The sequence below is a fragment of the Natrialba taiwanensis DSM 12281 genome (assembly GCF_000337595.1).
Taxonomy (GTDB): Archaea; Halobacteriota; Halobacteria; order Halobacteriales; family Natrialbaceae; genus Natrialba; species Natrialba taiwanensis.
On sequence record NZ_AOIL01000030.1, the window covers coordinates 1 to 24,264 of the forward strand.

24 protein-coding genes and 1 tRNA gene are annotated in these 24,264 nt (G+C 63.0%); 16 read left to right on the plus strand and 9 right to left on the minus strand.

Annotated features, from left to right (window positions below; translation table 11 throughout):
• Window positions 1-36: 36 nt before the first annotated feature.
• The 4 genes from C484_RS08665 to C484_RS08675 all read left to right on the plus strand — a co-directional run bounded on the left by C484_RS08665 (window position 37) and on the right by C484_RS08675 (window position 2,366).
• The gene (locus C484_RS08665; RefSeq protein WP_049915195.1) at window positions 37-837 is read left to right on the plus strand and encodes a translation initiation factor IF-2 subunit alpha; all 801 of its coding nucleotides are present in this window, start codon (window positions 37-39) and stop codon (window positions 835-837) included.
• 116 nt (window positions 838-953) lie between these two features.
• Window positions 954-1,133 carry an RNA-protein complex protein Nop10 gene (locus C484_RS22215; protein ID WP_006825558.1) on the plus strand — a complete coding sequence of 60 codons (180 nt, stop codon included), beginning with the start codon at window positions 954-956 and terminating at the stop codon, window positions 1,131-1,133.
• Between the two features lie 6 nt (window positions 1,134-1,139).
• On the plus strand, window positions 1,140-1,907 hold the full coding sequence (locus tag C484_RS08670) for a proteasome assembly chaperone family protein (protein ID WP_006825559.1): 768 nt from the start codon (window positions 1,140-1,142) through the stop codon (window positions 1,905-1,907).
• 213 nt (window positions 1,908-2,120) lie between these two features.
• Entirely contained in the window at window positions 2,121-2,366 is a 246-nt protein-coding gene (locus tag C484_RS08675; RefSeq protein WP_006825560.1) for a hypothetical protein, read from the plus strand.
• A 29-nt stretch (window positions 2,367-2,395) separates the two neighbouring features.
• Here the strand turns inward: C484_RS08675 and C484_RS08680 are convergent, their stop codons facing one another.
• Complete coding sequence (locus tag C484_RS08680) at window positions 2,396-3,175, minus strand: DUF7839 domain-containing protein (RefSeq protein WP_006825561.1); 780 nt, start codon at window positions 3,173-3,175, stop codon at window positions 2,396-2,398.
• Between the two features lie 244 nt (window positions 3,176-3,419).
• Between C484_RS08680 and C484_RS08685 the strand changes: the two genes are divergently transcribed.
• Entirely contained in the window at window positions 3,420-4,652 is a 1,233-nt protein-coding gene (locus C484_RS08685; protein WP_006825562.1) for a digeranylgeranylglycerophospholipid reductase, read from the plus strand.
• A 36-nt stretch (window positions 4,653-4,688) separates the two neighbouring features.
• Here the strand turns inward: C484_RS08685 and C484_RS08690 are convergent, their stop codons facing one another.
• On the minus strand, window positions 4,689-5,447 hold the full coding sequence (locus C484_RS08690) for an SDR family NAD(P)-dependent oxidoreductase (RefSeq protein ID WP_006825563.1): 759 nt from the start codon (window positions 5,445-5,447) through the stop codon (window positions 4,689-4,691).
• A gap of 139 nt (window positions 5,448-5,586) precedes the next feature.
• Here C484_RS08690 and C484_RS08695 point away from each other — a divergent pair, with 139 nt between their 5' ends.
• The 11 genes from C484_RS08695 (at window position 5,587) to C484_RS08745 (ending at window position 14,545) form a co-directional block, all read left to right on the plus strand.
• Entirely contained in the window at window positions 5,587-6,045 is a 459-nt protein-coding gene (locus C484_RS08695) for a universal stress protein (protein WP_006825564.1), read from the plus strand.
• A 124-nt stretch (window positions 6,046-6,169) separates the two neighbouring features.
• Window positions 6,170-7,147, plus strand: coding sequence for an ROK family protein (locus C484_RS08700; protein WP_006664349.1), 978 nt, complete (start codon window positions 6,170-6,172; stop codon window positions 7,145-7,147).
• A 58-nt stretch (window positions 7,148-7,205) separates the two neighbouring features.
• Window positions 7,206-8,633 (plus strand): LVIVD repeat-containing protein, encoded by a 1,428-nt coding sequence (locus C484_RS08705; RefSeq protein ID WP_006825565.1) that lies wholly within the window; start codon window positions 7,206-7,208, stop codon window positions 8,631-8,633.
• 74 nt (window positions 8,634-8,707) lie between these two features.
• Window positions 8,708-9,073 carry a NifU family protein gene (locus C484_RS08710; RefSeq protein ID WP_006109826.1) on the plus strand — a complete coding sequence of 122 codons (366 nt, stop codon included), beginning with the start codon at window positions 8,708-8,710 and terminating at the stop codon, window positions 9,071-9,073.
• A 156-nt stretch (window positions 9,074-9,229) separates the two neighbouring features.
• Window positions 9,230-9,952 carry a hypothetical protein gene (locus tag C484_RS08715; protein WP_006825566.1) on the plus strand — a complete coding sequence of 241 codons (723 nt, stop codon included), beginning with the start codon at window positions 9,230-9,232 and terminating at the stop codon, window positions 9,950-9,952.
• Window positions 9,952-10,905, plus strand: a complete 954-nt coding sequence (locus C484_RS08720; RefSeq protein WP_006825567.1) for a homoserine dehydrogenase — start codon at window positions 9,952-9,954, stop codon at window positions 10,903-10,905. The genes C484_RS08715 and C484_RS08720 overlap by 1 nt, the downstream gene beginning before the upstream one ends.
• Window positions 10,906-11,076: 171 nt before the next feature.
• Window positions 11,077-12,432, plus strand: coding sequence for a translation elongation factor EF-1 subunit alpha (gene tuf / locus C484_RS08725; protein ID WP_006825568.1), 1,356 nt, complete (start codon window positions 11,077-11,079; stop codon window positions 12,430-12,432).
• Window positions 12,433-12,741, plus strand: a complete 309-nt coding sequence (gene rpsJ / locus C484_RS08730; protein WP_004215311.1) for a 30S ribosomal protein S10 — start codon at window positions 12,433-12,435, stop codon at window positions 12,739-12,741.
• A 279-nt stretch (window positions 12,742-13,020) separates the two neighbouring features.
• A complete protein-coding gene (locus tag C484_RS08735) occupies window positions 13,021-13,749 on the plus strand; it encodes a rhomboid family intramembrane serine protease (RefSeq protein WP_049915184.1) in 729 nt (242 codons plus the stop codon).
• A 94-nt stretch (window positions 13,750-13,843) separates the two neighbouring features.
• Window positions 13,844-13,915: transfer RNA gene (locus tag C484_RS08740), tRNA-Ala, on the plus strand.
• Between the two features lie 303 nt (window positions 13,916-14,218).
• Window positions 14,219-14,545, plus strand: coding sequence for a DUF5789 family protein (locus C484_RS08745; RefSeq protein ID WP_049915196.1), 327 nt, complete (start codon window positions 14,219-14,221; stop codon window positions 14,543-14,545).
• A gap of 168 nt (window positions 14,546-14,713) precedes the next feature.
• Here the strand turns inward: C484_RS08745 and C484_RS24610 are convergent, their stop codons facing one another.
• The 7 genes from C484_RS24610 to surE form a co-directional block, all read right to left on the minus strand.
• The gene (locus C484_RS24610; protein ID WP_275040120.1) at window positions 14,714-14,845 is read right to left on the minus strand and encodes a hypothetical protein; all 132 of its coding nucleotides are present in this window, start codon (window positions 14,843-14,845) and stop codon (window positions 14,714-14,716) included.
• A gap of 351 nt (window positions 14,846-15,196) precedes the next feature.
• Window positions 15,197-18,715, minus strand: a complete 3,519-nt coding sequence (locus C484_RS08750) for an ATP-dependent helicase (RefSeq protein ID WP_006825571.1) — start codon at window positions 18,713-18,715, stop codon at window positions 15,197-15,199.
• Window positions 18,715-19,782, minus strand: a complete 1,068-nt coding sequence (locus C484_RS08755) for a hypothetical protein (protein WP_006825572.1) — start codon at window positions 19,780-19,782, stop codon at window positions 18,715-18,717. The genes C484_RS08750 and C484_RS08755 overlap by 1 nt, the downstream gene beginning before the upstream one ends.
• Window positions 19,775-22,126, minus strand: coding sequence for a hypothetical protein (locus tag C484_RS08760; RefSeq protein ID WP_006825573.1), 2,352 nt, complete (start codon window positions 22,124-22,126; stop codon window positions 19,775-19,777). Before C484_RS08760 ends, C484_RS08755 begins: the two co-directional genes overlap by 8 nt.
• A gap of 235 nt (window positions 22,127-22,361) precedes the next feature.
• Window positions 22,362-22,508: a DUF1328 domain-containing protein gene (locus C484_RS22220; RefSeq protein ID WP_006825574.1), complete on the minus strand. Its 147-nt coding sequence runs from the start codon at window positions 22,506-22,508 to the stop codon at window positions 22,362-22,364.
• Between the two features lie 243 nt (window positions 22,509-22,751).
• Complete coding sequence (locus tag C484_RS08765) at window positions 22,752-23,150, minus strand: helix-turn-helix transcriptional regulator (protein ID WP_006825575.1); 399 nt, start codon at window positions 23,148-23,150, stop codon at window positions 22,752-22,754.
• A 253-nt stretch (window positions 23,151-23,403) separates the two neighbouring features.
• The gene (gene surE, locus C484_RS08770) at window positions 23,404-24,222 is read right to left on the minus strand and encodes a 5'/3'-nucleotidase SurE (RefSeq protein ID WP_049915198.1); all 819 of its coding nucleotides are present in this window, start codon (window positions 24,220-24,222) and stop codon (window positions 23,404-23,406) included.
• Window positions 24,223-24,264: the final 42 nt, after the last annotated feature.

Here is a 24,264-nt window from a genome sequence, read left to right on the forward strand (position 1 = left end):
GATCGAACACGAGATCACGGACACAGTCGAGTCACGATGAAGTACAGCGGCTGGCCCGACCCCGGCGAACTCGTCGTCGGCAAGATCGACGAGATCGAAGACTTCGGTGTCTTCGTCGATCTCGAGGAGTACGAGGACAAGCGCGGCCTGATTCACATCTCCGAGGTCGCAAGCGGATGGATCAAGAACGTCCGCGACCACGTCCGCGAGGGCCAGATCGTTGTCTGTAAGGTCCTAGACGTCGACGAGGGGTCCCAGCAGATCGATCTCTCGCTCAAGGACGTCAACGATCACCAGCGCTCCGAGAAGATCCAGCAGTGGAAAAACGAGCAGAAGGCCGACAACTGGATGGATCTGGCCACGGGCGAGGAGATCGAAGACGAGGAATACACCGCGATCGCGAACGAACTGATCGGTGCTCACGGCAGCCTCTACGAGGGCTTCAAACAGGCCGCGATCCACGGCCACGAAGCGCTCGAAGACACCGAACTCACGGACGACGAGATCGACGCGCTCGTCGAAACCGCCCGCGAAAACGTCTCGGTGCCGTACGTCAACGTTACCGGCTACGTTGACCTCGAGAACCCGTCTGCAAGCGGCGTCGACGGGATTCGCGAGGCACTGACCGCAGCCGAAGGAAACGGCGAGGTTCCGGAAGAGGTCGACCTCGACGTCACCTACGTCGGCGCACCCGAGTACCGCATCCGCGTGCAGGCACCCAACTACAAGACAGCCGAATCCCAACTCGAGGAGAGCGCCCAGCGTGCAATCACTGCTATCGAGGGCCACGGCGGCGACGGCGAGTATCACCGCGACCCCCGAACGGACGAGGAGTAGTCGAACGCGGCCGAGACAACGATAGCGGGGTCAGACGCGGTCTTTGACCCCCGGGCATTCGGATCGACAGCATCGAATCGATCCATCGTATCCAGCCTCACACCACTATAGATCCAATGAAATCCGACATCCGTGTCTGTTCGGCGTGGCGCGACCGACACGACCGACCGCGATACAGCCTGTCAGAAACGTGTCCCGACTGTGGCGCACCCACCGAGAACAGCGCCCCCGCACCCTTCAATCCGGAAGACCCCTACGGCGAGTACCGACGCGCTCTTAAACGTCGCACCCGCTGATAGGGTATGGACGAACTCGACATCGACGCGGTCGCCGAGGCTGCACTGGACGACCCCGTACTCGTCGAGGGGCTGCCGGGCGTCGGACACGTCGGCAAACTCGCCGTCGACCACCTGCTCGAAGAACTCGACGGTGAGAGCACGCTCGTCAGACGGGTGTACTCACACGAGTTCCCGCCGCAGGTGAGCATCGAGGGTGGCGTCTCGGAACTCACCTGCGTCGAGATTTACGCAATCTCGCCGGCAGAGGGCCGTGATCTGCTTCTGTTGACCGGCGATCACCAGGCCCAGACCAACGAAGGTCACTACGTGCTGACGAGTGCTTTCCTCGATATCGCCGAAGCGTTCGGCGCGAGCGAAGTGTTCGCACTCGGCGGCGTGCCGACGGGTGAACTCATCGACGAGTACGCCGTCGTCGGCGCGGTCAGCGACGAGTCGATGCTCGGTGAACTCGAGGAAGCGGGTGTCGAGTTCAGGGAAGACGAGCCGGCGGGTGGCATCGTCGGTGTCTCGGGGCTGCTCTTGGGACTCGGCGAGCGCCGCGGATTCGAGGCCGCGTGTCTGATGGGTGAGACGAGTGGATATCTCGTCGACCCGAAGAGTGCGCGTGCCGTCCTCGAAGTGCTCGAGGACGTACTCGACATCGAACTGGATTACGAAACGCTCGACGAGCGGGCCGACGAGATGGAGGGCGTGATCGGCAAGATTCAGGAGATGGAGCAACAACAGCAGATGGACGTGCCGACGGACGACGATTTGCGCTACATCGGTTGAACTCGGTTGCGAGAGCGATACGGTGGGAGCCTCGGGCCGCAAACTAGCGTGGCTGTCTGTGTATTTCTCGTGGATATTTTGTGAATAGTATGCAGGAGAGGTGCGTGGGATGGCAGATTGTTCCCATAGGAGAGGCTGTTCTAGGGACTCTATAGATCTTAGTTCCTATTATGGGAAGAGTTATCCACTCAACTCCAGAATCATGTGCTTGTAATGCAAAAGAGCGCCCAAACACTTCTTAATAGCGACGAATGGACTACGATCCGCGATTTCGAGAACGAGAAGTCGGCGAACTCGGTTTCCAAGTACGAGGCGAAATTCATCGCGAACGTCGAGAAGCAATATATCGAAAACGAAATCATTCTCGTCAAAGAAACCCACTCGATGGGCGGCGAACAGCTCTATCACATTCCAAAAACGGTTTTCGAGGGAATCGTCGACCAACTGCCGGCCCAGTGACGGAACGAGCCGCGGTGTCTCGCCGGCCCCTAGCCTTCGAGCACTTCGTAGGCGACGTCGGCGTCACGGAGCGCATCGGTAACACGGCCGACGGCATCGGTGGTCGCGATTGCGGTAACGTCGAGTCCGTGTTCGGCGGCGTCGGCGGCGACCTCGCCGACGGCGAACGTAACTGCGGGTTCGACGGCGGCCCGCCGGCAGGCGACGACGGCTTCGACGCCGGTTGCGACGACGAGTTCGGCGTCGTCGCAGGCGTCGGTCACGGTGGCCGCATCGATCGCTCGGCTACCGCCGGTTCGCACGGAGGGGACCTGGAACACCGTCACGGAGCCGGGTTCGAGTTCCATGACGCCCTCGAAGCTCGTGACGCCGACGTCGGTGCCGGCTTCGGCGTCGGTGGTGGCGATGCCGGTTGCGGGTCCGTCGCCGCCGGGTGTGGCGTGAAGGAGGCCGTTTTCGAGCGAGAGCGAGACGGTGTCGCCCTCTTCGATGTCGTCGGTGGCGATGTAGGCGTCTTCGCTCATCGCGGCGAGCACGTCGCCGGTGACGTGGTCTGCGAAGCGACGAACGTTGTCGGCGGCGTGGAAGAGCCAGTCGACACCTTCACGAGTGACGCGATAGCGCGAGCGGCCTTCCTTCTCGACGAGCCCGTCGTCGACGAGTTCGCGAATGTACTCGCTGACGGCCTGGCTCGTGACGCCGACTTCCTCGGCGATCTCCCCCTGGCTGACGGCGGGCTGGCGCTCGGCGATCTGGACGAGGATCCGGAATCGCGTCGCGGCCCGTTTGTTGTCGAGGACGTCGACCATACGGTGCATTTTTCGAGGGGTGGCAAAAAGGTACGCGGTCGATACGCCGAACTGACGACGGGCGCTGCACTCGGTGCGCGGGTAGTGAAAGCTACAAGCGACTCGATCCGGTAGTAACGGTAGTAAGTCATCGGAGCGCGTAGCCTACAGGGAAGATACCGAGCCACGTGCCGGTGGCTCGAGTGCAGTCAGGTCGCAGGGACGACTGAACAAACTCATTAGGGTTCGACAGAGTCTGGAAAGTATGAACGACCGCCACGACGTGGTGATCGCCGGTGCCGGACCGGCCGGTGCCCAGTGTGCCCGTGACCTCGCGACGAGAGGCTACGATGTCGTCGTCCTCGAAACTGAGGTCGAAGAGGAGTTCCCGCGCCAGAGCAACAAGTCGACGGCGGGGACGTTCCCGTCGATGATGTCCGCGTTCGGCATTCCGGACGAGGTGGTGATGCAGTATACCGATAGCGTCGTCCTCGAATCGCCGACGGATTACTTCGTCAAAGAACAGTCCGGGGCGGTTCTCGAGTTCGCCGACTTCAAGCGGTTCCTCGTCGAGGAGGGCCAGACCGCGGGAGCGGAGTATCGCTTCGATTCGCGGGTTACGGCCCCGATTACGGAGGGTGGTGAGATCGTCGGTGTGACGTACAACGGCGACGAGGAGGTCTACGGCGAAATCATCGTTGATGCGACGGGGCCGGCAGCGCCGCTTGCGAAGAAACTGGGCGTGACGGACCTCAAGCGGGAGAACCACGCGATTGGCATCGAGTACGAGTTCGAGGGGATCGACATCGACCGGCCCGGTTTCGCGGATCTCCACGATGCGATGATGCTGCGATTGGATCACGAGATCGCGCCCGGTGGGTATTCGTGGATTTTCCACACCGGCGAGGATACGGCCAAGGTTGGCCTCTGTTACATTCAAAACGGGAGTCACGACCAGTACGCCCGCGACGGGTTCAGCATCGACGACTACCTCGATCACTGGGTCGAGACCGACCCGCGCTTTCAGGACGCAACCCGGTTCGACGAGAAACAACACCGCGGGTCGGCACACATCCAGATGCCGAACAAGTTACACGCCGACCGCTTCATGGCGATCGGAGACACCGTGCCGACGGTCGATCCGCTCTGGGGGGAGGGGATCAACAAGTGTATGCAGTCCGGCCGGATGGCCGCAGCCGCGGCCGATAGCTGCCTCAAGCACGGCAATATCGAGCCCACCGCGGAGAATCTCGAAGTCTACGAGACGCTCTGGCACCGCGAGGTCGCCCCGAACATGCAAAACCGACTGTGGATGACGAAACTCCTGTATCTCGCGGATAACGACCGCTACGACCGGCTGATGCGAGATCTGAATCGACTCGGCGACGACACGCTGGCGAAGGCAAACCGGGGGAGCGTCCGTGCTATCTCTAACCTCCTCGGTCTCGAGGACGTGCCGCTGCTCGCCCAGTTCGCGAAACAGGAGTTCGGTTTCTGAGGGAGGAGAAAAGAGACGAATCATCGGCAGTCGCCCTTAGACGTGTTCCGGGAGCCACCCGCCGTCGACTTCGACGTTCTCGCCGCTGATGTATCCCGAATCCGGGTCGAGGAAAAACAGCAGCGGCTGGATTAGATCGTCGAAACTCGCGGGACGATTGCGCGGCAGTTCCTCGGGGAACTCCTCGGAGTTCTCGACGACGTAGGGCGAAATCGCGTTGACGGTGATGCCGTCGTCTTGCGTCTCCGCAGCGAGCATCCGGGTGAACATCAATACACCCGCTTTTGCGACGAAATACGGGAAGTTCACCGGGCTGACGAGCCCTTTCTCGCTCGAGGCGTAGCCGATGTTGACGATACGGCCGTACTCGCCGTCGCTGTCACTGTCACTCTCGCGCATCGCCGGGAGCGCCCGCTTCGAGCAGAGATAGGTCCCGTTGAGATTGGTTTCGAGAACGTGGTTCCACGTTTCGAACTCGAGTTCATCCCAGCGGCGTGGTGCGAAGTCGCCGACGTTGTTGACAAGGACATCGACGGGGCCGAGTTCGGATTCGACCGCGGCGAAGAGGCCGTCGACGCTGTCGGGATCGGTAACGTCGCCCTGGACAGTCATCGTGTCTTCGGCACCGCGACTGCGCGCTTCCGCGGCGACTTCACGGGCAGCCTCGGCGCTCGTGTGGTAGTGAACGGCGGTTCGTGCGCCGTGGTCAGCCATCGAAAGCAGGAGTTCGCGTCCGATGCCGCGGGCGCTTCCCGTTACGAGGACCGTACGGCCATCGAGTGAGAGGTTGTTCATACGGAGTTCTCATCGGGTGAGTGGAAAAATGGCTCGCCAGCGGGCTTCGGGAAGCGCTATCGGTGCTATCCCTGGCTCCGCAGCGCCAGTTTGGACACCAGGTCTGACACTTAAGTGGGATGGCGAATATAGTCGAGACATGACGCTACAAACCGTCCTTCTCGCGGTTGGACCGGGTGATGCTGATCGAAGCGAGAAACTGGCAGAAACCGTCGTCGAAATCGCAGCGCCAGCGGATGCGACGGTCGTTCTCGGCCACGTCTTTACCAGTTCCGAGTACGATGAGGTACTGACGCGCCTGGATTTCGATACTGAGGTGGCAGAGGACGATCCGGACGAAGTCGCGATGCGCCACTCGACGATCAGGGAATTACAGGAGACGCTCGACGAGTACGAGATCGACTACGAGACGCGAGGGGCCGTCGGCGACCACGGGCCAGCGATCGTCGACATGGCAACGGCAGTCGACGCCGATCGGGTCGTCGTCGGCGGACGGCGGCGGTCGCCGACGGGGAAGGCAGTCTTCGGCTCGACCGCACAGGAAGTACTCCTCTCGGCCCCCTGTCCGGTGACGTTCGTCCGGAGCGAGGACGAGTGAGTATCGCCGATCGCCGATCGTCGGTAGTCGGCCGATAACACGGGATGAAATCTGTCGCAGTCACTACTCGTTGTCGAGTACAATATGTGTAGTTAAGTAACGCCGCGGCGCTCATTCGAATAGGATGGTCTACTATGCGGGCGTCGATCTCGGCGCGACGAACGTCCGGGCGGCCGTCGCCGCGGACGACGGGACGACGATCGGCGTCAGTCGGAACGCCACACCACGTGGACCGACGGGAATCGACATTACGGAAGGCGTTCTTCGAACGCTCCGAGAAGCCTGCGGCGACGCCGGCGTCACGCCGGGCGAGGTCGTCGCCGCCGGTATCGGCTCGATCGGCCCGTTCGACCTCGCGGAGGGTGCCGTGATCGATCCGGCGAACCTCCCGGACTCGATCGACCGCATTCCGCTCACGGGACCGATCGAAAAGTTGCTCGATACCGACGAAGTCTACCTCCACAACGACACGACCGCCGGCGTCATCGGCGAGCGCTTCCACGCCGACCGCAACCCCGACGACATGGTCTACATCACCATCTCCTCGGGCGTCGGAGCCGGCATCTGCTGCGACGGCGAAATCCTCGGTGGCTGGGACGGCAACGCCGGTGAGGTCGGCCACTGCGTCGTCGACCCGCGCGGTCGCCTGACCTGCGGCTGCGGCCGCAACGGCCACTGGGAAGCCTACTGCTCGGGCAACGCCATTCCCGACTACGCACGCCTGCTCGCCGAGGACGACCCCACGATCTCGACCGACCTGCCGCTCGAGAGCCCCGACTTCACCGCCAAGGACGTCTTCGAGTTCGCCGGCGAAGACGAACTCGCCGATTACGTCATCGACCAACTGGCCCACTGGAACGCCATGGGGATAACGAACGTGATCCACTCGTTCGCGCCGATCATGATCTCCTTCGGCGGGGCCGTCGCCCTCCACAACGAAGCGTTGGTCGTCGACCCGATTCGCGACCGCGTCTCCGACATGGTGATGACGAACGTCCCCGAAATTCGAGTGACCGATCACGGCGACGACGTCGTTCTCGAAGGCGCGATCGCGAGCGCACTGACGCAGGGGACCGGCGATCGGACTCGCCTCCAAAACTGACACTGACGAACTCGCGGGAGAACCAATAGTATTTGAATCAACAGGTCGAGATGCCTGTATGCGCCGCCGATCGTTCCTCCGAACCGGGCTGACGGCGGGGATCGCTCTCTCGGTGTCCGCGACCGCCGCCAGCTCTTCCACCGCCACGCAGGATAGCACGTCGAACGTCAGTTCGACGCCCCAGGATGCGACGCCATCGTCGTACGAACCGCTCGGGCGCGTGGAGATCGACCGCGCGGCCGAAACTGTCGTCGGTGACGACGGCGACATCGCGTACGTCGCAACCACGACGGGCTTTGCGACCGTCGACGTCTCCGACCCCGCGGACCCGACGGTGCTCGCTCGCGAGGGCGGGATCACGGTCGACGGGACCCCGCTCATCGAAATCCTCGACGTGGAAGTAGACGGCGACCGACTCGTCGTCCCCGGCCCCGCCAATCCGACCTCTGAGGAGGTCTTTCACGGCTTTTGCTGTTACGACGTGAGCGACCCCGCCGATCCGACTCCTGCTATCGAACCCTACGAAACCGGCTTTCACATCCACAACTGCTATCTCGAGGGTGACCACCTGTTCGTCGTCTCCAACGGCCCGCCGCCCGCGGCAAACGAACTCGTCATCTTCGATCTCGGTGATGACACAGTCACCGAACGCGGGCGCTGGGCGCTGCTCGATTATAATTCCGAGTGGGAAGACCTCTACTGGCTCGCCCGCTACGTCCACGACGTCTACGTCCAGGACGACATCGCGTATCTCCCGTTCTGGAACGCCGGCACCTACCTGGTCGACGTGAGCGACTCGGACGAGCCGACGTACGTGTCACACGTCGTCGACCCCGAGCTGGACCGCGACGAACAGCGCACGCTCGACGACGAGACGGCCCAGTTCAGCCTCCCCGGCAACGACCACTACGCCGCCGTCGACGACACCGGCGACCTCATGGCCGTCGGGCGCGAGGCCTGGGCCACCGGCAGCGACGACCCGGACGGAGCCGGCGGGATCGATCTTTATGACATCAGCGATCCCACAACGCCCACCCACCAAGCCAGCATCGACGCCCCCGCCGCCGACGACGAGTCCTACCGCGGCGGGACGTGGACGACCGCCCACAACTTTGAACTCCGGAACGGCCGGCTCTACTCCGCTTGGTACCAAGGCGGCGTCAAAATTCACGACGTCTCCGACCCCGCCGATCCAACCGAACTCGCCGCCTGGCGCGACGCCGAAACGACCGGTTTCTGGACCGCCCGCATCCTCGACCCGGAGACGGCGTTCGTCGCGAGCAGCACCGACGTGATTCCCAAGGCGGGGACGACGGGTGAACTCGTTACGTTCCCGACGGACCCGGACAACGGCACTACCGAGTCCGGCAGTGACAGCGGCGCTATCGGCGAGTCGATCCCCGGATTCACCGGCGCTACCGGCGCACTGGGACTTGCAGGCGGTATGGTCGGCGCGGCATGGCTGCGTCGCCGACTGCGTTCCTGACCAGTTCGGTCGCAGTTCACGGGCCACCGCCCGAGGACCAAACCTATTCACCCTTCGAGTTCGTAGGGCGGGCAATGAGTGATTCCGACGCCGACGGGCCGCTTCGGGAACGCGTCGAGACGTGGCTCGCCCGCGAGATGCCGATCATCCAGATGCACGGCGGAACCAGCGCGGTCCGCGAGGCCGACCCGGAGACCGGCGAAGTCATCATCGAACTCGGCGGTGGGTGCAAGGGCTGTTCGGTCAGCAATGTGACGACGGGCAATATCGAGGCTGAACTCCTCAAGTGGCCCGAAATCGACGAGGTGACGGTTCGCGTGCCGGACGCCCGCGAAAGCCTCGGCGGGCCGGATCAGGCCGAGTCGATTATGGGGGTCGACCGGACCGAAGGCGGTCGCGGCGACTGGGGATCGTCGAACCCTGGAAAAGACCACCTCTGAACTGCCGGTTTCGACCGATAGCGGATATCCCATCGCTGTGTGCTTGTCGTTGGCATGATCGGTCAGTTTTGAGAGTTCCTATATCCTTTTACGCTCGAGTTACGGAGTAAGTCACCATGACGACGTGTGGATGTCTGACCGCAGGAGGTGAGGGTAATGGGTAACGAACCCGCCGTGGACGGCCAGGCGGCCGACGACGCGGACGCAGCCGAAGATGCAGACCCAGACACAACCGCTGTCGATCCCACGGCCACATCCGACGATGCCGACGGCAACCCCAATACGGACAGCGAGGACGCCGAAACCACAACAGACGCGGAAACAGAAACGGAACCGGAAACAGAAACGGAAACCGAAACCGACGGCGGCGTCCACGCCTACACCGTCCGCCTCGAACTCGTCGACGAACCCGGCGAACTCCTCCGCGCGCTCTCCCCGATCGCGGACAACGGCGGCAATCTCCTGAGCATACACCACGAGCGGGGCAACATCACACCCCGCGGCCACATCCCCGTCGAGGTCGATCTCGAATGCCCACCCGATCGGTTCGACGACGTCGTCGAGGGACTCCGCGGTGCCGGCGTCAACGTCATCCAGGCCGGTGCCGAACGCTACGGCGAGGAGATCAGCGTCGTCCTCGTCGGCCACCTCGTCGAAAACGACCTCTCGGAGACGCTCTCGCAGATCGAAACCGAAGCGGACGCCGCCGTCATCGACCTCTCGCTCGCCGCCCCCGACGGCACCGAGGCCACCTCCAGCGCCCGACTGCGACTTGCCGTCGACTCCGGCCGAACGGACGCCGCACTCGACGCCATCCGCTCGATCGGCTCGGCCAAGGACCTCACCGTCGTCGAGCCGCTCCTCGGAGGTGACGCCTGATGGGACAGCGCCTCGCGATCCTCGGCGCTGGAAACGTCGGCCGCTCCGTTGCTGAACTCGCCGGCGAGTACGAACACGAGGTCGTCGCCCTCGCCGACTCGACGAGCGCCGCCGTCGACTCCGAGGGCCTCGACGTGACGGACGTAGTCGAGCGCAAACGAAGCGGCGACGACCTGGGCGAGACTGCTCCCGAAGCTGTCTTCGAAACCGACTACGACGTACTCGTCGAGGCCACCCCAACGACACTCGGCAACGCTGACCCCGGCTTTACACACGCAAAACGCGCGCTACAGACCGACCACCACGTCGTTCTCGCGAACAAAGGCCCCGTCGCCGAACGCTACGAAGAACTCCGTGAACTGGAAGCCAGCAGTGCAGGCGCGATCAGATTCGAGGCCACCGTCGGCGGCGCGATCCCCGTCCTTTCGACGATCGAAGACTCGACGCCACAGGCAGTCACCGCCGTCCGCGGCGTCCTCAACGGCACCGCGAACTTCATCCTCACCCGCATGGCTGCCGAGGGACTCGACTACGAACACGTCCTCGCGGAAGCCCAGGACTTAGGCGTCGCCGAAGCCGACCCCACGTTCGACGTCGACGGCACCGATGCCGCCCTGAAGTTCGTCATCCTCGCAAACGTCTTGGCAGACGGCGGCTTCTCGCTCGACGATGCAACCGTCGAGGGTATTCAGAACGTCCCCGGCAGCGCACTTGAACTCGCCGCCGAAGACGGGCGCACGATTCGACTCATTGGCGAGGCAACTCGTGACGGGGTCCGTGTGAGTCCACGACTTGTCCCCGAAAACGGGGCCCTCGCTGTGACCGGAACGCGAAATATCGTCCAGATCAAAACCCGAAACGCCGGCTCGCTTCATTCGAGCGGTCGGGGCGCTGGCGGTCCCGAAACGGCGACGGCAGTCCTCTCCGACGTGGGTCGTCTCCCACCACTGTAACTGAGCACGACAGTCGAGTTCAGCTGTCAGTGTTCGTTTCGGACCGATCCGTGTGGACATGACACAAACCGCAAGCGGGCGTCGGGTTCTGACGAATACGCTTTCGAAATGGTTTTAACCGCAACGAGCAAAAGGGACCGATATAAGCGCCTCTGCGCGTGAGCTACAACAATGAGCGACCAACACCAGAACCTGGCCATCATCGGCCACGTTGACCACGGGAAGAGTACGCTCGTGGGACGACTCCTCTACGAGACGGGGAGCGTACCAGAGCACGTCATCGAACAGCACCGCGAAGAAGCCGAAGAGAAGGGCAAGGGCGGCTTCGAGTTCGCCTACGTCATGGACAACCTCGCCGAGGAGCGAGAGCGTGGTGTCACCATCGACATCGCCCACCAGGAGTTCTCCACCGACGAGTACGACTTTACCATCGTCGACTGTCCTGGCCACCGCGACTTCGTCAAGAACATGATCACGGGCGCATCCCAGGCGGACAACGCCGTCCTCGTCGTCGCCGCTGACGACGGTGTCGCGCCCCAGACCCAGGAGCACGTCTTCCTGGCTCGCACCCTTGGTATCGACGAACTCATCATCGGCGTCAACAAGATGGACGTCGTCGACTACAAGGAATCCACCTACGACGAGGTCGTCGAGGAGGTTACCCAGCTCCTCAAGCAGGTGCAGTTCAACACCGCAGACGCCTCGTTCATCCCGATCTCGGCGTTCGAGGGCGACAACATCGCCGAATCCTCCGAGAACACGGACTGGTACGACGGCGAAATTCTGCTCGAGTCCCTGAACGACCTGCCGGAGCCAGAGCCGCCGACGGACGCCTCGCTCCGCCTGCCGATTCAGGACGTCTACACGATTTCGGGTATCGGGACCGTCCCGGTCGGCCGCATCGAAACCGGTATCATGAACACCGGCGACGACGTCGTCTTCCAGCCATCGGACGTCGGTGGCGAGGTCAAGACGATCGAGATGCACCACGAGGAAGTGCCAAAGGCCGAACCCGGTGACAACGTCGGATTCAACGTCCGCGGCATCGGCAAGGACGACATCCGCCGCGGTGACGTCTGTGGCCCAGCCGACAACCCGCCAAAGGTCGCCGAGACCTTCCAGGCCCAGGTCGTCGTCATGCAGCACCCGTCCGTGATCACGGCCGGCTACACGCCGGTCTTCCACGCTCACACGGCACAGGTCGCCTGTACGATCGAATCCATCGACAAGAAGATCGACTCCTCGAGCGGCGAAGTCGCCGAGGAAGACCCCGACTTCATCCAGTCGGGTGACGCTGCTGTGGTCNTCGAATCCATCGACAAGAAGATCGACTCCTCGAGCGGCGAAGTCGCCGAGGAAGACCCCGACTTCATCCAGTCGGGTGACGCTGCTGTGGTCACCATCCGACCGCAGAAGCCCCTCAGCATCGAACCGTCCAGCGAAATCCCTGAACTCGGGAGCTTCGCCATCCGCGACATGGGCCAGACCATCGCGGCCGGCAAGGTCCTCGACGTCAACGAGAAATAAATGCAGCAGGCACGCGTTCGACTCGCGGGCACGAGTCCAGACGACTTAGACGACATCTGCGACGACGTCCGCGAGATTGCGAACAACACCGGCGTCAACCTGAGCGGTCCGATTCCGCTGCCGACCAAGACCCTCGAGGTGCCGACCCGGAAGTCGCCTGACGGCGAGGGTACCGCCACGTGGGAGCACTGGGAGATGCGCGTCCACAAGCGCCTGATCGATCTGGACGCCGACGAACGCGCACTCCGACAGCTCATGCGCATTCAGGTGCCAAACGACGTCTCGATCGAGATCGTCCTCGAAGACTGAACTCGGTCAACTTACAACGACAGCGCCGCGCTGCGTTTTCACCATCTTACTGTCCTCTCATCCGATAGCTGCTGCACTCATCTCGAGGCAGGTCGTAGACACGTCGCCGCCTCCTCTCGTAGCCACTGAACAGTGCACACCTGATCGCACGGCGGCGGTACGATCAGTGTGTGAATATATTCAGTTATGCTACGATTTCATACGGCACCCATCGATTCATACAGACGGTCGCGTTCACTCAGCGTGCAGACTTTTATCGCTCTCCGTCCTAGAATCAGTATGGCGAACCGATCGCGGTCGCGACCTGGACCACGGTCCAGTGCACGGTCGAGTTCACAATCCGAGGGTATCGACACTGGTTCTAGCCCGCCGTCAGATTCGACTGCCGGCTCGAGCAGTCCGATCTTCGAAGTGCTCGTTATCTTCGGGCTTGTCTTTATCATTCAGGGACTCACAGCTGTCGTCGGAGCGATGGCCGGGCTGTTTATTCTCGCACCGCCGCTTGCGGAGAACCCGTGGACGATCGTGACGAGCGTTTACGCGCACGATGGCATCTGGCATCTCCTCTCGAACAGCCTCGCACTGCTCGTCTTTGGCTGGCCTGTTGCCCGCGCAACGACACGAGGTCGGTTTCACGCATTCGTCCTCGTTACCGGCTCGATCGCCGGCATCTCACAGGTGCTGCTCACCGATTTCGCCGCGGCTGCTCCGTTTCTCGCTAGCACTCCGGTGGCCGTCCTCGGCGCGAGTGGAGCCGTCTTTGCGCTGTTAGGCTATCTGCTCACGTCAAACAGACTTTCGGCCAGCTTTGCCTCAATCATCGACGTACCACAGTGGGTGACGATACTCGTCTTCGTCGGCCTCGCACTCACCGTCACGCTCGTCACCGCCGCGCCGGGTGTCGCCCTGATCGCTCACTTCACCGGCTTCTTGCTCGGCCTGCTCGCCGGCCGCACCCGCGTTCTACACGTGAACTCTGAGTCGGGTGCCAGCCGATCGGTTGTCTGACCTCATTGTGTGTCAGTATCGTACCCACATTAGCGGGCAGCTTCTCTCGACAAAACACAAGCTACAAATACAAACCGGGGTTAGAAACGAGCGAGGGCTCGTAGATCAGTGGCAGATCGCTTCCTTCGCAAGGAAGAGGCCCCGGGTTCAAATCCCGGCGAGTCCACTCCTTCACGTCCTATTACTCGTTCAGTCGTGAACTTCCCAATACCGCAACCGCTTCGGTTTGCTCGGTCTCGACGAGTTCACTCAGGGAGAGCTAACACTCTCACCGAGACGCTATTACCGAGGGCAGTGAGGTTTGAGTCCGAGACCGCGATCATCGGTGAGACTGATCAGTAGCGATCCGTCATTCAGTTCTGCAGATCACTAGTAAAACGCGCGGTACATACGAGTAGCGAGGTAGTCACTCCAATTGACGTACCCATAGACGTTTATGAATCAGTGGTGTACGAATCCCGGATCGACGATGACAGACTACAACAGCATCCCACACCGAGAGCTTGGTGTTGAATTCGGTGAGTTAGCCGGCCAGATTGAGGGGCATTCGTATCCGATTACGAACGAGGAACTCGTCGAGGAGTACGGTCAGCACGTCATCGAATTCCCGAACGGGACGGAATCGGTCCGCGAGATCCTCGGTTCGTTCGCGAACGAGACGTACGAATCTCCGAGCGAGGCGCGGCAAGCGGTGTTCAACATGGTTGACAGCCGAGCTATCGGCCGGAAGTACTACTCCGATCGGACGCCACCTGCAATTGGGGAACGACGGGAAGGTCAACAACTCTCCTTCTGATAGGCGTCGGCCTCTGTACTCGCAGTACGGTCTCCGACGGCAAAAGTAGCAACGAAGACGAGAAGGCGTGAGTTTGCGATTTCGAACTCGTCGACTGTGCAAACGCGTTGGATTGCTCACTCCCGACGAGTTCAGCACGGTGGTGCAACGGTTCGAAAGAGATTGGGGTTACTTGCCGCGGTATATCGCATGGAAGATCCAGAGCAGGATGTATCCGGCCTCGGCCACTGCGATTCCAAACGTCGCATCGTCGATGTGCGTGAGAACGTACTTCGAACTGAGTGATAAAAACGCGGCCATACTGGAGCTACGCGTTCGGCGGCTAAAAAGTGCACTATAGAGAGGATATCGTCTCCCGTCGCTGACCGGCGGCACGGTTCAGTCGGGCGCTGGCCGAGTTCAACGTCGGTGGATTCGGCACCGACGCTGGAAGCGCCGCCGACGGGCCGCGGATCGGCGAATCGAGTTCACTGCCGGCGGTCGAGAAACCGGCTGGGTGGACGTTGTACCGGTGCGGGGAACACTGCAACTGTCGAGACGGATCACGAGTCCCCCGAAGCTGACGGTGACGCGGTCCGATACTCGATATCGGGCGGGCGTCGGCTCACACGCCTTGTGCTCGACGACGAACTCGCTACCGGCACGAACGGCTCACCGGCGATCGACGCGGAACTCGTCCTCGTAGCTGAACTCGGCTTGTGGACAGCCGAGCGAGCGGTGCTCGCAGAACCGGCAGTGCGAACCGGGGGTTGCATTCTCGAACGTAGAGTCGTCCGCAGCCTGCAAATCGTCGAGAACGTCCGGCCACAGTGGCTCCAACTCTGAAACCGCAAAGAGTTCTGTCGCCGGACCGGCCTCGCCGACGTACACGTAGCCGGCGTGGGTGATGGGATCGTCGAAGCGGTTTCGACAGGCTCGGACGTAGAGTTGCAGTTGGTGGCTTTCTTCGAGTTCGTTTCGCGTTCGGCTCGTCTTGTAGTCGAGGACGGCGAGGCCACCGTCTGGGTGTCGGCGAACGGTGTCGACGTATCCGGTGACATCGCCCGCCACGTCCGGGATGTCTGTGACGGTGATGGGGACTTCGGAGCCGACGGCGGGCCAGCGGGAACCGTCGGTTTCGAAGTACCGGTCGATACAGTCGAGCGCTGGCTCGAGTGCGGGCCGTAGATCACGGCTCTGGGCGAGGCGGGTACACGCCGTTCGCCAGTCGTCGCGGTCGTCGTAGTCGCGCCAGTAGGCGAGTTCGGCGACGGCATGGAAGAGCGATCCGACGTCGGCCTGGGTGTGGGTGCGGGTGGATTCCGTTGCTGTGCCGGTGATTGGATCGGGAAATGCGTCGACCACGTGATCGAGGACGTGTTTTCGCTCGCAGTTACGAACGGCCTCGAGTGCGGTGTGGCTGTGCTGGCGCGCCAGTTCGGCGTCGACGGTCCCACCGAGTGGCGCGTCGGCGAAACGCGAGTTTGCGGCGTCCGTCTCGGGGTCGTCGTCCGCAAGCGTTCCGGCGACGACCGCGTCGGCGAACTCGAGGACGGTTTCGAGCGCCTGTTCGGTCGTTACTTTGGACTGGTAGTATGTGATCGTCCCGGGGTCCTCGTCCACGCCGCGGTTCACGGCGTCGGTGGAGTCCCGAACGGCCGCAGGGGTTCGATCCGCGAGGTCGTCGTAGCTGTCCATCAGTGCGTCCCAGACGGGCAGTCGCGGCCCCTCGGCCGACCAGTGAACCGGAGTGTTACTCGTCTCGTCGGGAAGGTGGGTATCCAACAGATCGGCGCCTGGACCGGCGTCTTCGACATCGTTTCCGAACAGGAAGAGACGCTCTTTGGCCCGTGTGAGCGCGACGTGGAGGACGCGCCACTCCTCTGCGATCTGGTCGTCGCTGCAGTCGGCTCGAAGCGGATCGTCCAACTCGCCTTGGATGTCGTCGACGAGTACGTCGTAGCGGTAGAGGTCTCGCTGGTAGTTCTCGAGCGTGATGTGGCCGAACTCGGATTCGGTGAGGAAGGGCAGCAAGACGGTGTCGAAGTCGAGGCCCTTGGCCTGGTGGACGGTCATGATGTCGACGGCGTCGTCGGACTGCGAGCCGGGGCTCGTCGCCGTCTCGTCGTCGGCCGAGAGCAGGTGTGCCTGACGTTCCAGGTAGTCGACGAACGCCGGTGTGAGCCCGGACTGAACCGGGCTATCGTTGAACGCGCCGATCAGGCGCTCGACGTTCGAGAGCGCGTCCCGGTCGCTCTCGCGGAGGAACCAGTCGATCCGCGTCTCGCGCTTGAAGTGACGGTAGAGTTCGGAGATGGAGTGCGTCGTCGAAACCGACCGCAATCGCTCGTAGTCCGCAAGCGCTTCGTGAACGCGGTCGGGGCGAGCGAGCGCGGTGTCCGTATTCGTGAGCGCCTCGTATCCCTCCGGAACGGTTTCGCCCGCGGTCAACAGCGTATCGATGTCCGCCTCCGGAATCCGATAGAGGTGCAGGAGGACGCGCTGCCAACTCACGTCGTCGTCCGGCGAGACGAGAATCCGGAAGTACGAGAGGACGGTCCGAACACCGTGCCCGAGATCACCGGCGGCGTCGCTCGAGAGCGTATAGGGGATGCTGTCCCGGTCGAGTTGCGCGGCGACATCTCGGGCGTTCTGGTTGCGCCGGACGAGAACGGCGATATCCGAGAGATCGCGGCCGGGAACGTCCTCGAACCGACCCGTAAGGAGGTGGGAAATCGTCGTGCTTACCTGGGCGGGTGTGCGCTCGCCCTCGCTATCGATTTTGAAGACGTTCGGCGGATTCGGCTCCTTGTACGCCTCGATAGCGTCCTTTTCGGGATCGAGATTCGTCGCCAGATCGAGGATCGGCTGCCGCGATCGGAAGTTGAGTTCGAGTCCGATCTCCTCGAAGCTCGCCGGGAGGTTCGACATGTTCTCGGGGTCCTGGCCGCGCCACTCGTGGATGGCCTGGTCGCTGTCGCCGACGACCATGATGTCGAGGCCGTCGCGCAACTCCTCGACCAGTTCGAGCTGTGACTCGTCCGTATCCTGGAACTCGTCGCAGTAGACGGCATCCCATTCCGCGAGGATGTCCCCGCGAACGGTCTCGTCCTGCAGGAGCGAGACGGTTCGATGGATCAGTTCATCGTAGTCGAACGCATTGCGCTCCTCGAGCGCGTCGAGGTATGCCTCGTAGGCACCGACGAACGCTCGCACCCGCCGCAGCATGTGGACGAAGTGTTCGAGCCGCCCCATCGGCGTCTGCGTGATTGACGTGAGCGGGCCGGTCTCCCCCTCGAACATCGCCTCGGGCAGCCGGTAGTCCTGCCACTCGAGTTCAGTTGCCGTCCGGAGGTGGTCGGCGGCGCGGGTTGCCGTCTCGGCCATCGCCTCGAGGTGGGTTCCGACGGCGGTCTGTACGGGACCGTCGCCGTTGAACTCGCGAGCCTTGGCGCGGTAGACGACCGACAGCCGGTCACACCGCTCGGCGAGTTCGTCGTCGGCCCACATGATATCGTTCGCGTCGACGTTGATGACATCGTGTGCCATTTGCGTCAGGTCGCCGACGAGGCCGAGCAGGTCTCGTAGCGCGTCGTCGTCGGGGAGGTACGAGCGGATGGCTGCCGGTTGTATCGCCTCGCGGCGCATCGACTCGATGAACGACGTGAGTTCGGAGAGCGTCCCCTCGTTCGTGCCGCCCGCCGAGGGCGCGCCCGGCGCGACGAAAGAAAAGTCGATCTCGTCGTAAACGGATTCGATCAGTTGCGGACGATCTGCTTCAGTGACGAGTTCGAACTCGGGAGAGACGCCGACGTGGTAGGCGTACTCCGTCAGGAGCTGTGAGCTAAACGAGTGGTAGGTATAGACGTCGATGTCGAAGGCGTCCTGTGGCCCGAGTTCGTCACGGAGCTTCGCTTGGATCGTGTGTGCGGCCTCGTTCGCGAAGGTGAGCACCAGTAAGCGGTTGGGTGCAACGTCGCGGTCTTCGATTTCGGCCCGGAGCCGCTTGACCATCGTCGTCGTCTTGCCGGAGCCGGCGACGGCCTCGACCGTGTGCGCGCCGCCGGTGGCGGCGATAACAGCCGATTGGTTACCCTTGGGTTCGACGGTGGTCGGCTCCGCGGATCGTGATCGGGATTCGAACTCCGTTTCCGCGGTAGCGTCACCGTCGGTTGCGTTGTCGTCCGACATTAGTCGTCACCCGTCGGTGCGTCCATGGAATCCTGTTTCTGTCCGTGTTCCGTCGTGTCGTCAGTGTTCCCCGAAACCCGCGACTGCGAGCGCGAACGCGGCCGGTCGCCGAACGAAACCTCGGCTGCCAGGTGGTCGGGACAGGCGTCGCGATAGGCGCAGTACTCGCAGGCGGTGGCCGTTATCTCATCGAAGCGCCGCTCCCGCGGATCGATCTCACTGGCGCGGATCGCTGCGGCCCGGTCTGCAATCAGTTCGACGAGATCCCACCGCTCTTCCTCGTATGCGTCCTCGAAGTGACGGTGTGCGATATCGACGTGGACGCCAGGTTCGGACGCTGATTCGGATTCGGATGCGAACTCGTAGGCCGGTCGACTCTCCGCAAGCGGTGCGACGTAAGCGAAGTCACAGGGCAGATCGATTCCGAAATCGGCTTTGAGCCCGCGAATCGCGACGCCCGCTCTGACGAAGCTGCCGATCTGGCGCGGGTAGTACTTCCGGCCGTCGAGAAAGTCCCGGACGTGGCTGTCGGACCAACTCACGTGTAAGATACCGGTTAGATCCGGCACGTACCTGATCGCGAGATACCCCCGGTCACGCTTGACGACGGCGTCGACGGCAGCCTCGTATCGAACCCCGTCGCGTTCGTAGCCGAGCGTGGTATCCGCGTCGACCAGTCGCTCGGCATGGTCGTGGCCACCGTTCGAAAAATAGGCCTCGATCGCAGCCCTGACCGCCCCTTCGTCGTACCGTTCTTGTTCGTCGGCCAGGTACGACTCCCGCGAGGAGTGCCAGTGGCGCTCGAACCGCTCGAGTGCGGCATCGACGCGGTCGGCCGCTGCGTCACCATCCGCGCGCAACCCGGCAATGATCGGCCGCCGGAGGAGTTCCCGACGACGCGCTCTAACTCGATCACGACTCCCCTCCCGCGCCGACAGCGGGCGCTCGAACGTGAACTCGTACCGGCGCGGACAGACGAGGTGCGTCGCGAGTTCAGTTGCGGTGATGGCGGTCGTCTCGGTGGCGGGTTCGGCGTTCGTCGGCGCGTCGGAGTTGGGGTCAGTCATCGTTCGTCACCGTCTCAGTTCCAGTCTCTGTCTCTGTTTGGGGCTCTCGTTGCCCCGCGGCCGGGCGAACCGCGCCGCGTGCGAGATCGAACTGCGTCTCGACGGCGCGTTCGAACCGGGAGTCGACCGTCTCACGCGTTTCGAGAACGCGCTGGATTGCAGCCAGCGTTTCTTCTGTCGACTCGAGTTCGACGTCGCCGCCTGTGCTGGCCTCGGCCTGAATGCGCTCGAGTTCGGCCCAGGGCTGGGCCAGGATTTCGGTCGACGCGCTGCCGAGGGTGTGGATGTCCCGATCGGTGCCGACGCCGGCGACTTCCTCGACGTGGAGGTGTGGGCAGTCCTCGATCGCGTGCAGGTACCGCGAGCGGTGTTGTAACCGGCCGGTCGAGCCGTCCGTCTGGCGGTACGTACAGAAGTACAGCTGCTCCTCGGCGGCTCGTGCGCCGATGGCGAGCTGTCGGCGTGCGCGTTCGTCGTGGTAGCGTTCGAACGCGTTGCCGGCGATGTCGGCGGCCTCGACCGTCGCGTACGTCGCCGCCACGTCGGCCGCACTGGGGTTCGTGACCGCCGGATAGCCGTCCATCTGTTTGATCCAGGCGGTCGGAAACAGCGGTGAGAGGGTTTCCTCACCCGGGTACTCGCCATCGACGACGTTGAGCAGGAAGACGGCCGTTCGGCTGTCGTTCTTGAGCAGTCCCACGTCGCCGACGGTGACGCCGCCCTCGGGAACGGAGACCGCGGCGGTGTGGGCGTAGGGCGCGTCGTAGGTGATCGCGCGTTCTAGCATCGTGACGAACTGGATCCAGTCGCCGGCGAGGATGTCCTGTCCGTCGACGAACTCGGCGATCGAGAGGAGCCTGGAGACGTTCCGGAACTGCTCTCTGGCGTCGATGGGCTCTGTATCCGCCGCGATACGCCGTTTGAGGTCGGTTGTGACGATCCAGCGCTTCAGGCTCTCGGCGACCGAGTTCCGGACGACACACTCCTGAATGAGATTCTCGTCGAGTTCAGGTACTCGTGCATCGAGCAGGTCGTAGGCCCGCTCGCTGTCGTCGATGTGGTACTGCGCGAGCGCGTGGAGTTCTCGAACGGCGAGATCCTGTTCGAGGCCGTTGACGCCGGCCGAGGCGGTCGGAACGCCGGCGTGTTGGAGCACGCGCCGAACGCGGGGCATCGGATTGCCGACGCGGCGCAACAGGACAGCGAACTCGTCGTACTCCCAGCCGTGTTCCGCTCGCAAGAACTCGATTTCGTTGGCGACCGCCTCGACCTGCTGGTCGAGGGTTGGTTCGCTGATCAGGCGTGCGTGCGCCTCGTTCTCGTTGGCTCCGGTAGCGGGGTCCGATTTCACAGTGTTATCGGTACCGTCGCCGTCGTCGGCCCCGTCACCAGCAACCGTGCCGTTCCGGTCGCCATCGCCGCCGGTTGCGAGAAACGATCCGAACGCCCGACCGGCCATCTCGGTCTCAGTCCCGGTCTCGGTCTCGATCTCGGGAACCGAGGGCGTCGTCTCCGCGTTCGACTCGTCGGTGTGGTCGACGACGGTCAACGCGGGTGCGAGTTCGCGAACGGAACCAGATTCCGTCTTCGTGCGCTCGATACTCGCGTGCTCCTCCCCGACGCAGAGCAAGTCGACGTTCCGCGTCAGCGTCGCCAGGTACTCCCGATCGAGTTCACCGCACTCCTCGAACTCGACGGCGAGGACGACGTCGAACTCGCGTTCGATCTGCGCTCGAATCGCCGTGCGGTCGAGCGCGTCGATGGCCCGCTCGATCGTCTGGGCCTGTTCGAGCAGGTCGCGCTCGGCGAGGCGCTCGTGGAACGCGTCGTTGACGGCGGCGAGTTCCCGGAGATACGCGTCGTACTGCTCCCGCTTGCCGTCTGTGCCGGCCACAGCCGCTTCCGCGTCCGGAGTGACGTCGAACCCGCCGTTCCAGGTCGCATCGAGCAACACCTGTCCCACGTCGCGGCCGAACGAGTCGTGCTCGCTCGCCCGCTCGAAGTACGGCGACCAATCGAAGCCATCGAGCACCCGCGCGAGGAACTCGATCCGCTCCTCGTAGCCGAGCCGCGTTATTTCCGGCTCGGCCTCCTCGAGTACCATCCCGGCGTGTCGCGGGAGCGACTTGACGTTCGGTCGCCCCTCGAGTTCGGCGGCGTCGCGAAGCGCCGCGGTGAACTCGTCGATGCCGGTCGGCAGGCGTTTGAGGACCAGGACGTTTCGCGGGTCGCCGTCCGCGGACTCGAGTGCGGTCGTGTAGATATCGGCGACGCGGGTCGCGAGCGAGTCGCTATCGAACGGAAGGACGTGGAGTGTGCCGTCGAGGGCAGGTGTGTGAGACATATCCGGACGAACGTACGTTCGTCCTGAATCTCGGCTGGCGAATACTTATCGATTCGGAAGACTATCGTGGGAAGCAGTCTGTTGCCGACCAGAGAGCCCGCGGCGCAGAACACTGTGGCGGGCTCCCTGTTACTGCTGGAATCGCACACGAGACGCTTCGTTGGCCAGTTCGACTATGCGGCGTTACGAACGGGTTCCGCCAGAAACTGAAGCTACGTGGCGGGTGTTGTGCTCGTCACAGCAGCAGCGACACGACTGCGAGGACGAGAAACACGATCACGAGCCACTTCGCGATCGTCATCGTGAGCCCGGCGATACCGGTTGCGCCGAGCGCGCCTGCGATGACTGCAATCACGAAAAACATGAGTGCAAGTTCTAGCATGGTCGAATAGATGACCGTTCAGTGAATATGAATTTGGCATGCATACGCCGACGTGTGGCCCGTCCAACCGCGACCGCGTTCGTTGATTCGATCCACGGTTCTGAGTGGTCTCGATTGTGGATTCTCTCGCGCGCTGATCGATCAACGCAAGCGTTGGCACAGCAGCGCGATCACCCCGCAGCCTGAACTCGAGTGGTGGTGAAACTGGAACGCAGAAACGGCCACAGCCAAAACCGGTTCGAGTTATTCGCCGAGGTGCGACCGATACCCCTTCGGCTCGAACCCGCGCCGACAGATGACGCGTTTCCGGCCGACCGTGATCGCGCTGATCTGGTTGTCGTCTTCCATACTGTCGATCACCGCTTCGAGCCGGTCCGCTGACCAGCCGGTTTCCTCGCGAACAGTCGATTCGTCGACGCGGCCACCGCGCTTGACCAGCAATCTGAGAACCTTGTCTTCGTCGGGGAGGTCGCGTTCATCGACGCCGTACTCGATCTCCTCCGCATAACTCAACGTCTCGTCCTCGCGTTCGTCTGTCGATGCGTCAGTTGTTCCCGTCGTGGACTCGCTCGCCGAACGCTCGTCGTCCGAGTCCCCCTGCCAGAGCGACGAGAGGCGAGCCCAGAGTGTGCTGAATACCATTGTCGATCACCCTCACGGCAGTGTGTCGCGGAAATCCGTCAGTAACATACTCTTCTGTCCTATCGGTTATATATCTGTGCTCTGCCCGAGCAATGGGAATGTGTGTCGTTCACGACTGGCGTGATCGGTTCCCCGCCACCTGATCGCTGTCGTTCATCGTTCACTTCGAGTACCAGACAGGATAGCGGGCCGACTGTGATAGCTGGTCGAGAAGACAGAACAACGCTGGGCGAGTGAACGAACAACACTGTTCTCAGTCGTCTGCAGTCGCGACGCGGTCGTGATACGTCTCCGCGAGTTCAGTGAGTGTTTCGTGGTGGTTGGTCGAGTGGGGGGCGGTGAGCGGGGAGATACTGACGCGGCCCTCGGCGACGGTGCGGCGGTCGGTTCCGTCGGGGTCGGGGATCGTGTCGGGATCCATCGATTCCCAGACGCGGTCGTGGAGCGTGACGGACCCGTCGGTGGCTTCGGCGTCCATTTCGTAGCGTTTCGAAGGGCGCGTGATTTCGATTGGTGCCGGCCGCTTCCCGGGGGTTGGGACGTTGACGTTGAGGTAGGCCGCGTGGTCGAAGACGCCGGCGTCGAGGGCGTACTCGGCGAGGTAGGTCGTGACGCGACGCGCCTCGCGGAAGTCGTCGGTCGAGAGGTCGATCTCGCGAAGCGGCGTGTCGTCGACGGGGACGTACATCGACGTGGCGATCGCGGGAACGTCGAAGAAGGCGGCTTCGACGGCGGCGCTGATGGTGCCCGAGCGGCCGAGGACGTACTCGCCGAGGTTGGCCCCTCTGTTACAGCCCGCGACGACGAGATCCGGGTCGGGACCGAGTTCGGCGAGGCCGGCGACGACGCAGTCGGCGGGAGTTCCCTCGACGGCGTAGCCGAGTTCGTGGTCGACGAGGCCGATTTCGCCGCCGTGAGAGATCGACCGGCCGCAGGCGCTCTGGTCGCTTGCGGGCGCGACGACGGTGACGTTCGCGTCGGTGTGCTCGACGAGGGCGTCGTGGATCGCGCGAATGCCGACGCTGTCGATCCCGTCGTCGTTGGTGAGCAGGATCTCGAGGGTGTCGCTCATAGCGGTTTTGTCGGAGGCTGGAGCGAAAAGGACTCTGGTTTC

Bases quoted from the DNA above. Each gene is read 5' to 3' on its own strand.
- C484_RS08735 (WP_049915184.1), top strand. From the start codon at position 13,021: ATGGCGAACCGATCGCGGTCGCGACCTGGACCACGGTCCAGTGCACGG.
- C484_RS22215 (WP_006825558.1), top strand. From the start codon at position 954: ATGAAATCCGACATCCGTGTCTGTTCGGCGTGGCGCGACCGACACGAC.
- C484_RS22220 (WP_006825574.1), bottom strand. From the start codon at position 22,508: ATGCTAGAACTTGCACTCATGTTTTTCGTGATTGCAGTCATCGCAGGC.
- C484_RS08670 (WP_006825559.1), top strand. From the start codon at position 1,140: ATGGACGAACTCGACATCGACGCGGTCGCCGAGGCTGCACTGGACGAC.
- C484_RS08665 (WP_049915195.1), top strand. From the start codon at position 37: ATGAAGTACAGCGGCTGGCCCGACCCCGGCGAACTCGTCGTCGGCAAG.
- C484_RS08685 (WP_006825562.1), top strand. From the start codon at position 3,420: ATGAACGACCGCCACGACGTGGTGATCGCCGGTGCCGGACCGGCCGGT.
- rpsJ (WP_004215311.1), top strand. From the start codon at position 12,433: ATGCAGCAGGCACGCGTTCGACTCGCGGGCACGAGTCCAGACGACTTA.
- surE (WP_049915198.1), bottom strand. From the start codon at position 24,222: ATGAGCGACACCCTCGAGATCCTGCTCACCAACGACGACGGGATCGAC.
- C484_RS08750 (WP_006825571.1), bottom strand. From the start codon at position 18,715: ATGTCGGACGACAACGCAACCGACGGTGACGCTACCGCGGAAACGGAG.
- C484_RS08715 (WP_006825566.1), top strand. From the start codon at position 9,230: ATGGGTAACGAACCCGCCGTGGACGGCCAGGCGGCCGACGACGCGGAC.
- C484_RS08720 (WP_006825567.1), top strand. From the start codon at position 9,952: ATGGGACAGCGCCTCGCGATCCTCGGCGCTGGAAACGTCGGCCGCTCC.
- C484_RS08695 (WP_006825564.1), top strand. From the start codon at position 5,587: ATGACGCTACAAACCGTCCTTCTCGCGGTTGGACCGGGTGATGCTGAT.
- C484_RS08755 (WP_006825572.1), bottom strand. From the start codon at position 19,782: ATGACTGACCCCAACTCCGACGCGCCGACGAACGCCGAACCCGCCACC.
- C484_RS08745 (WP_049915196.1), top strand. From the start codon at position 14,219: ATGACAGACTACAACAGCATCCCACACCGAGAGCTTGGTGTTGAATTC.
- C484_RS08760 (WP_006825573.1), bottom strand. From the start codon at position 22,126: ATGTCTCACACACCTGCCCTCGACGGCACACTCCACGTCCTTCCGTTC.
- C484_RS24610 (WP_275040120.1), bottom strand. From the start codon at position 14,845: ATGGCCGCGTTTTTATCACTCAGTTCGAAGTACGTTCTCACGCACATC.
- C484_RS08675 (WP_006825560.1), top strand. From the start codon at position 2,121: ATGCAAAAGAGCGCCCAAACACTTCTTAATAGCGACGAATGGACTACG.
- C484_RS08710 (WP_006109826.1), top strand. From the start codon at position 8,708: ATGAGTGATTCCGACGCCGACGGGCCGCTTCGGGAACGCGTCGAGACG.
- C484_RS08680 (WP_006825561.1), bottom strand. From the start codon at position 3,175: ATGGTCGACGTCCTCGACAACAAACGGGCCGCGACGCGATTCCGGATC.
- C484_RS08690 (WP_006825563.1), bottom strand. From the start codon at position 5,447: ATGAACAACCTCTCACTCGATGGCCGTACGGTCCTCGTAACGGGAAGC.
- C484_RS08705 (WP_006825565.1), top strand. From the start codon at position 7,206: ATGCGCCGCCGATCGTTCCTCCGAACCGGGCTGACGGCGGGGATCGCT.
- C484_RS08700 (WP_006664349.1), top strand. From the start codon at position 6,170: ATGGTCTACTATGCGGGCGTCGATCTCGGCGCGACGAACGTCCGGGCG.
- C484_RS08765 (WP_006825575.1), bottom strand. From the start codon at position 23,150: ATGGTATTCAGCACACTCTGGGCTCGCCTCTCGTCGCTCTGGCAGGGG.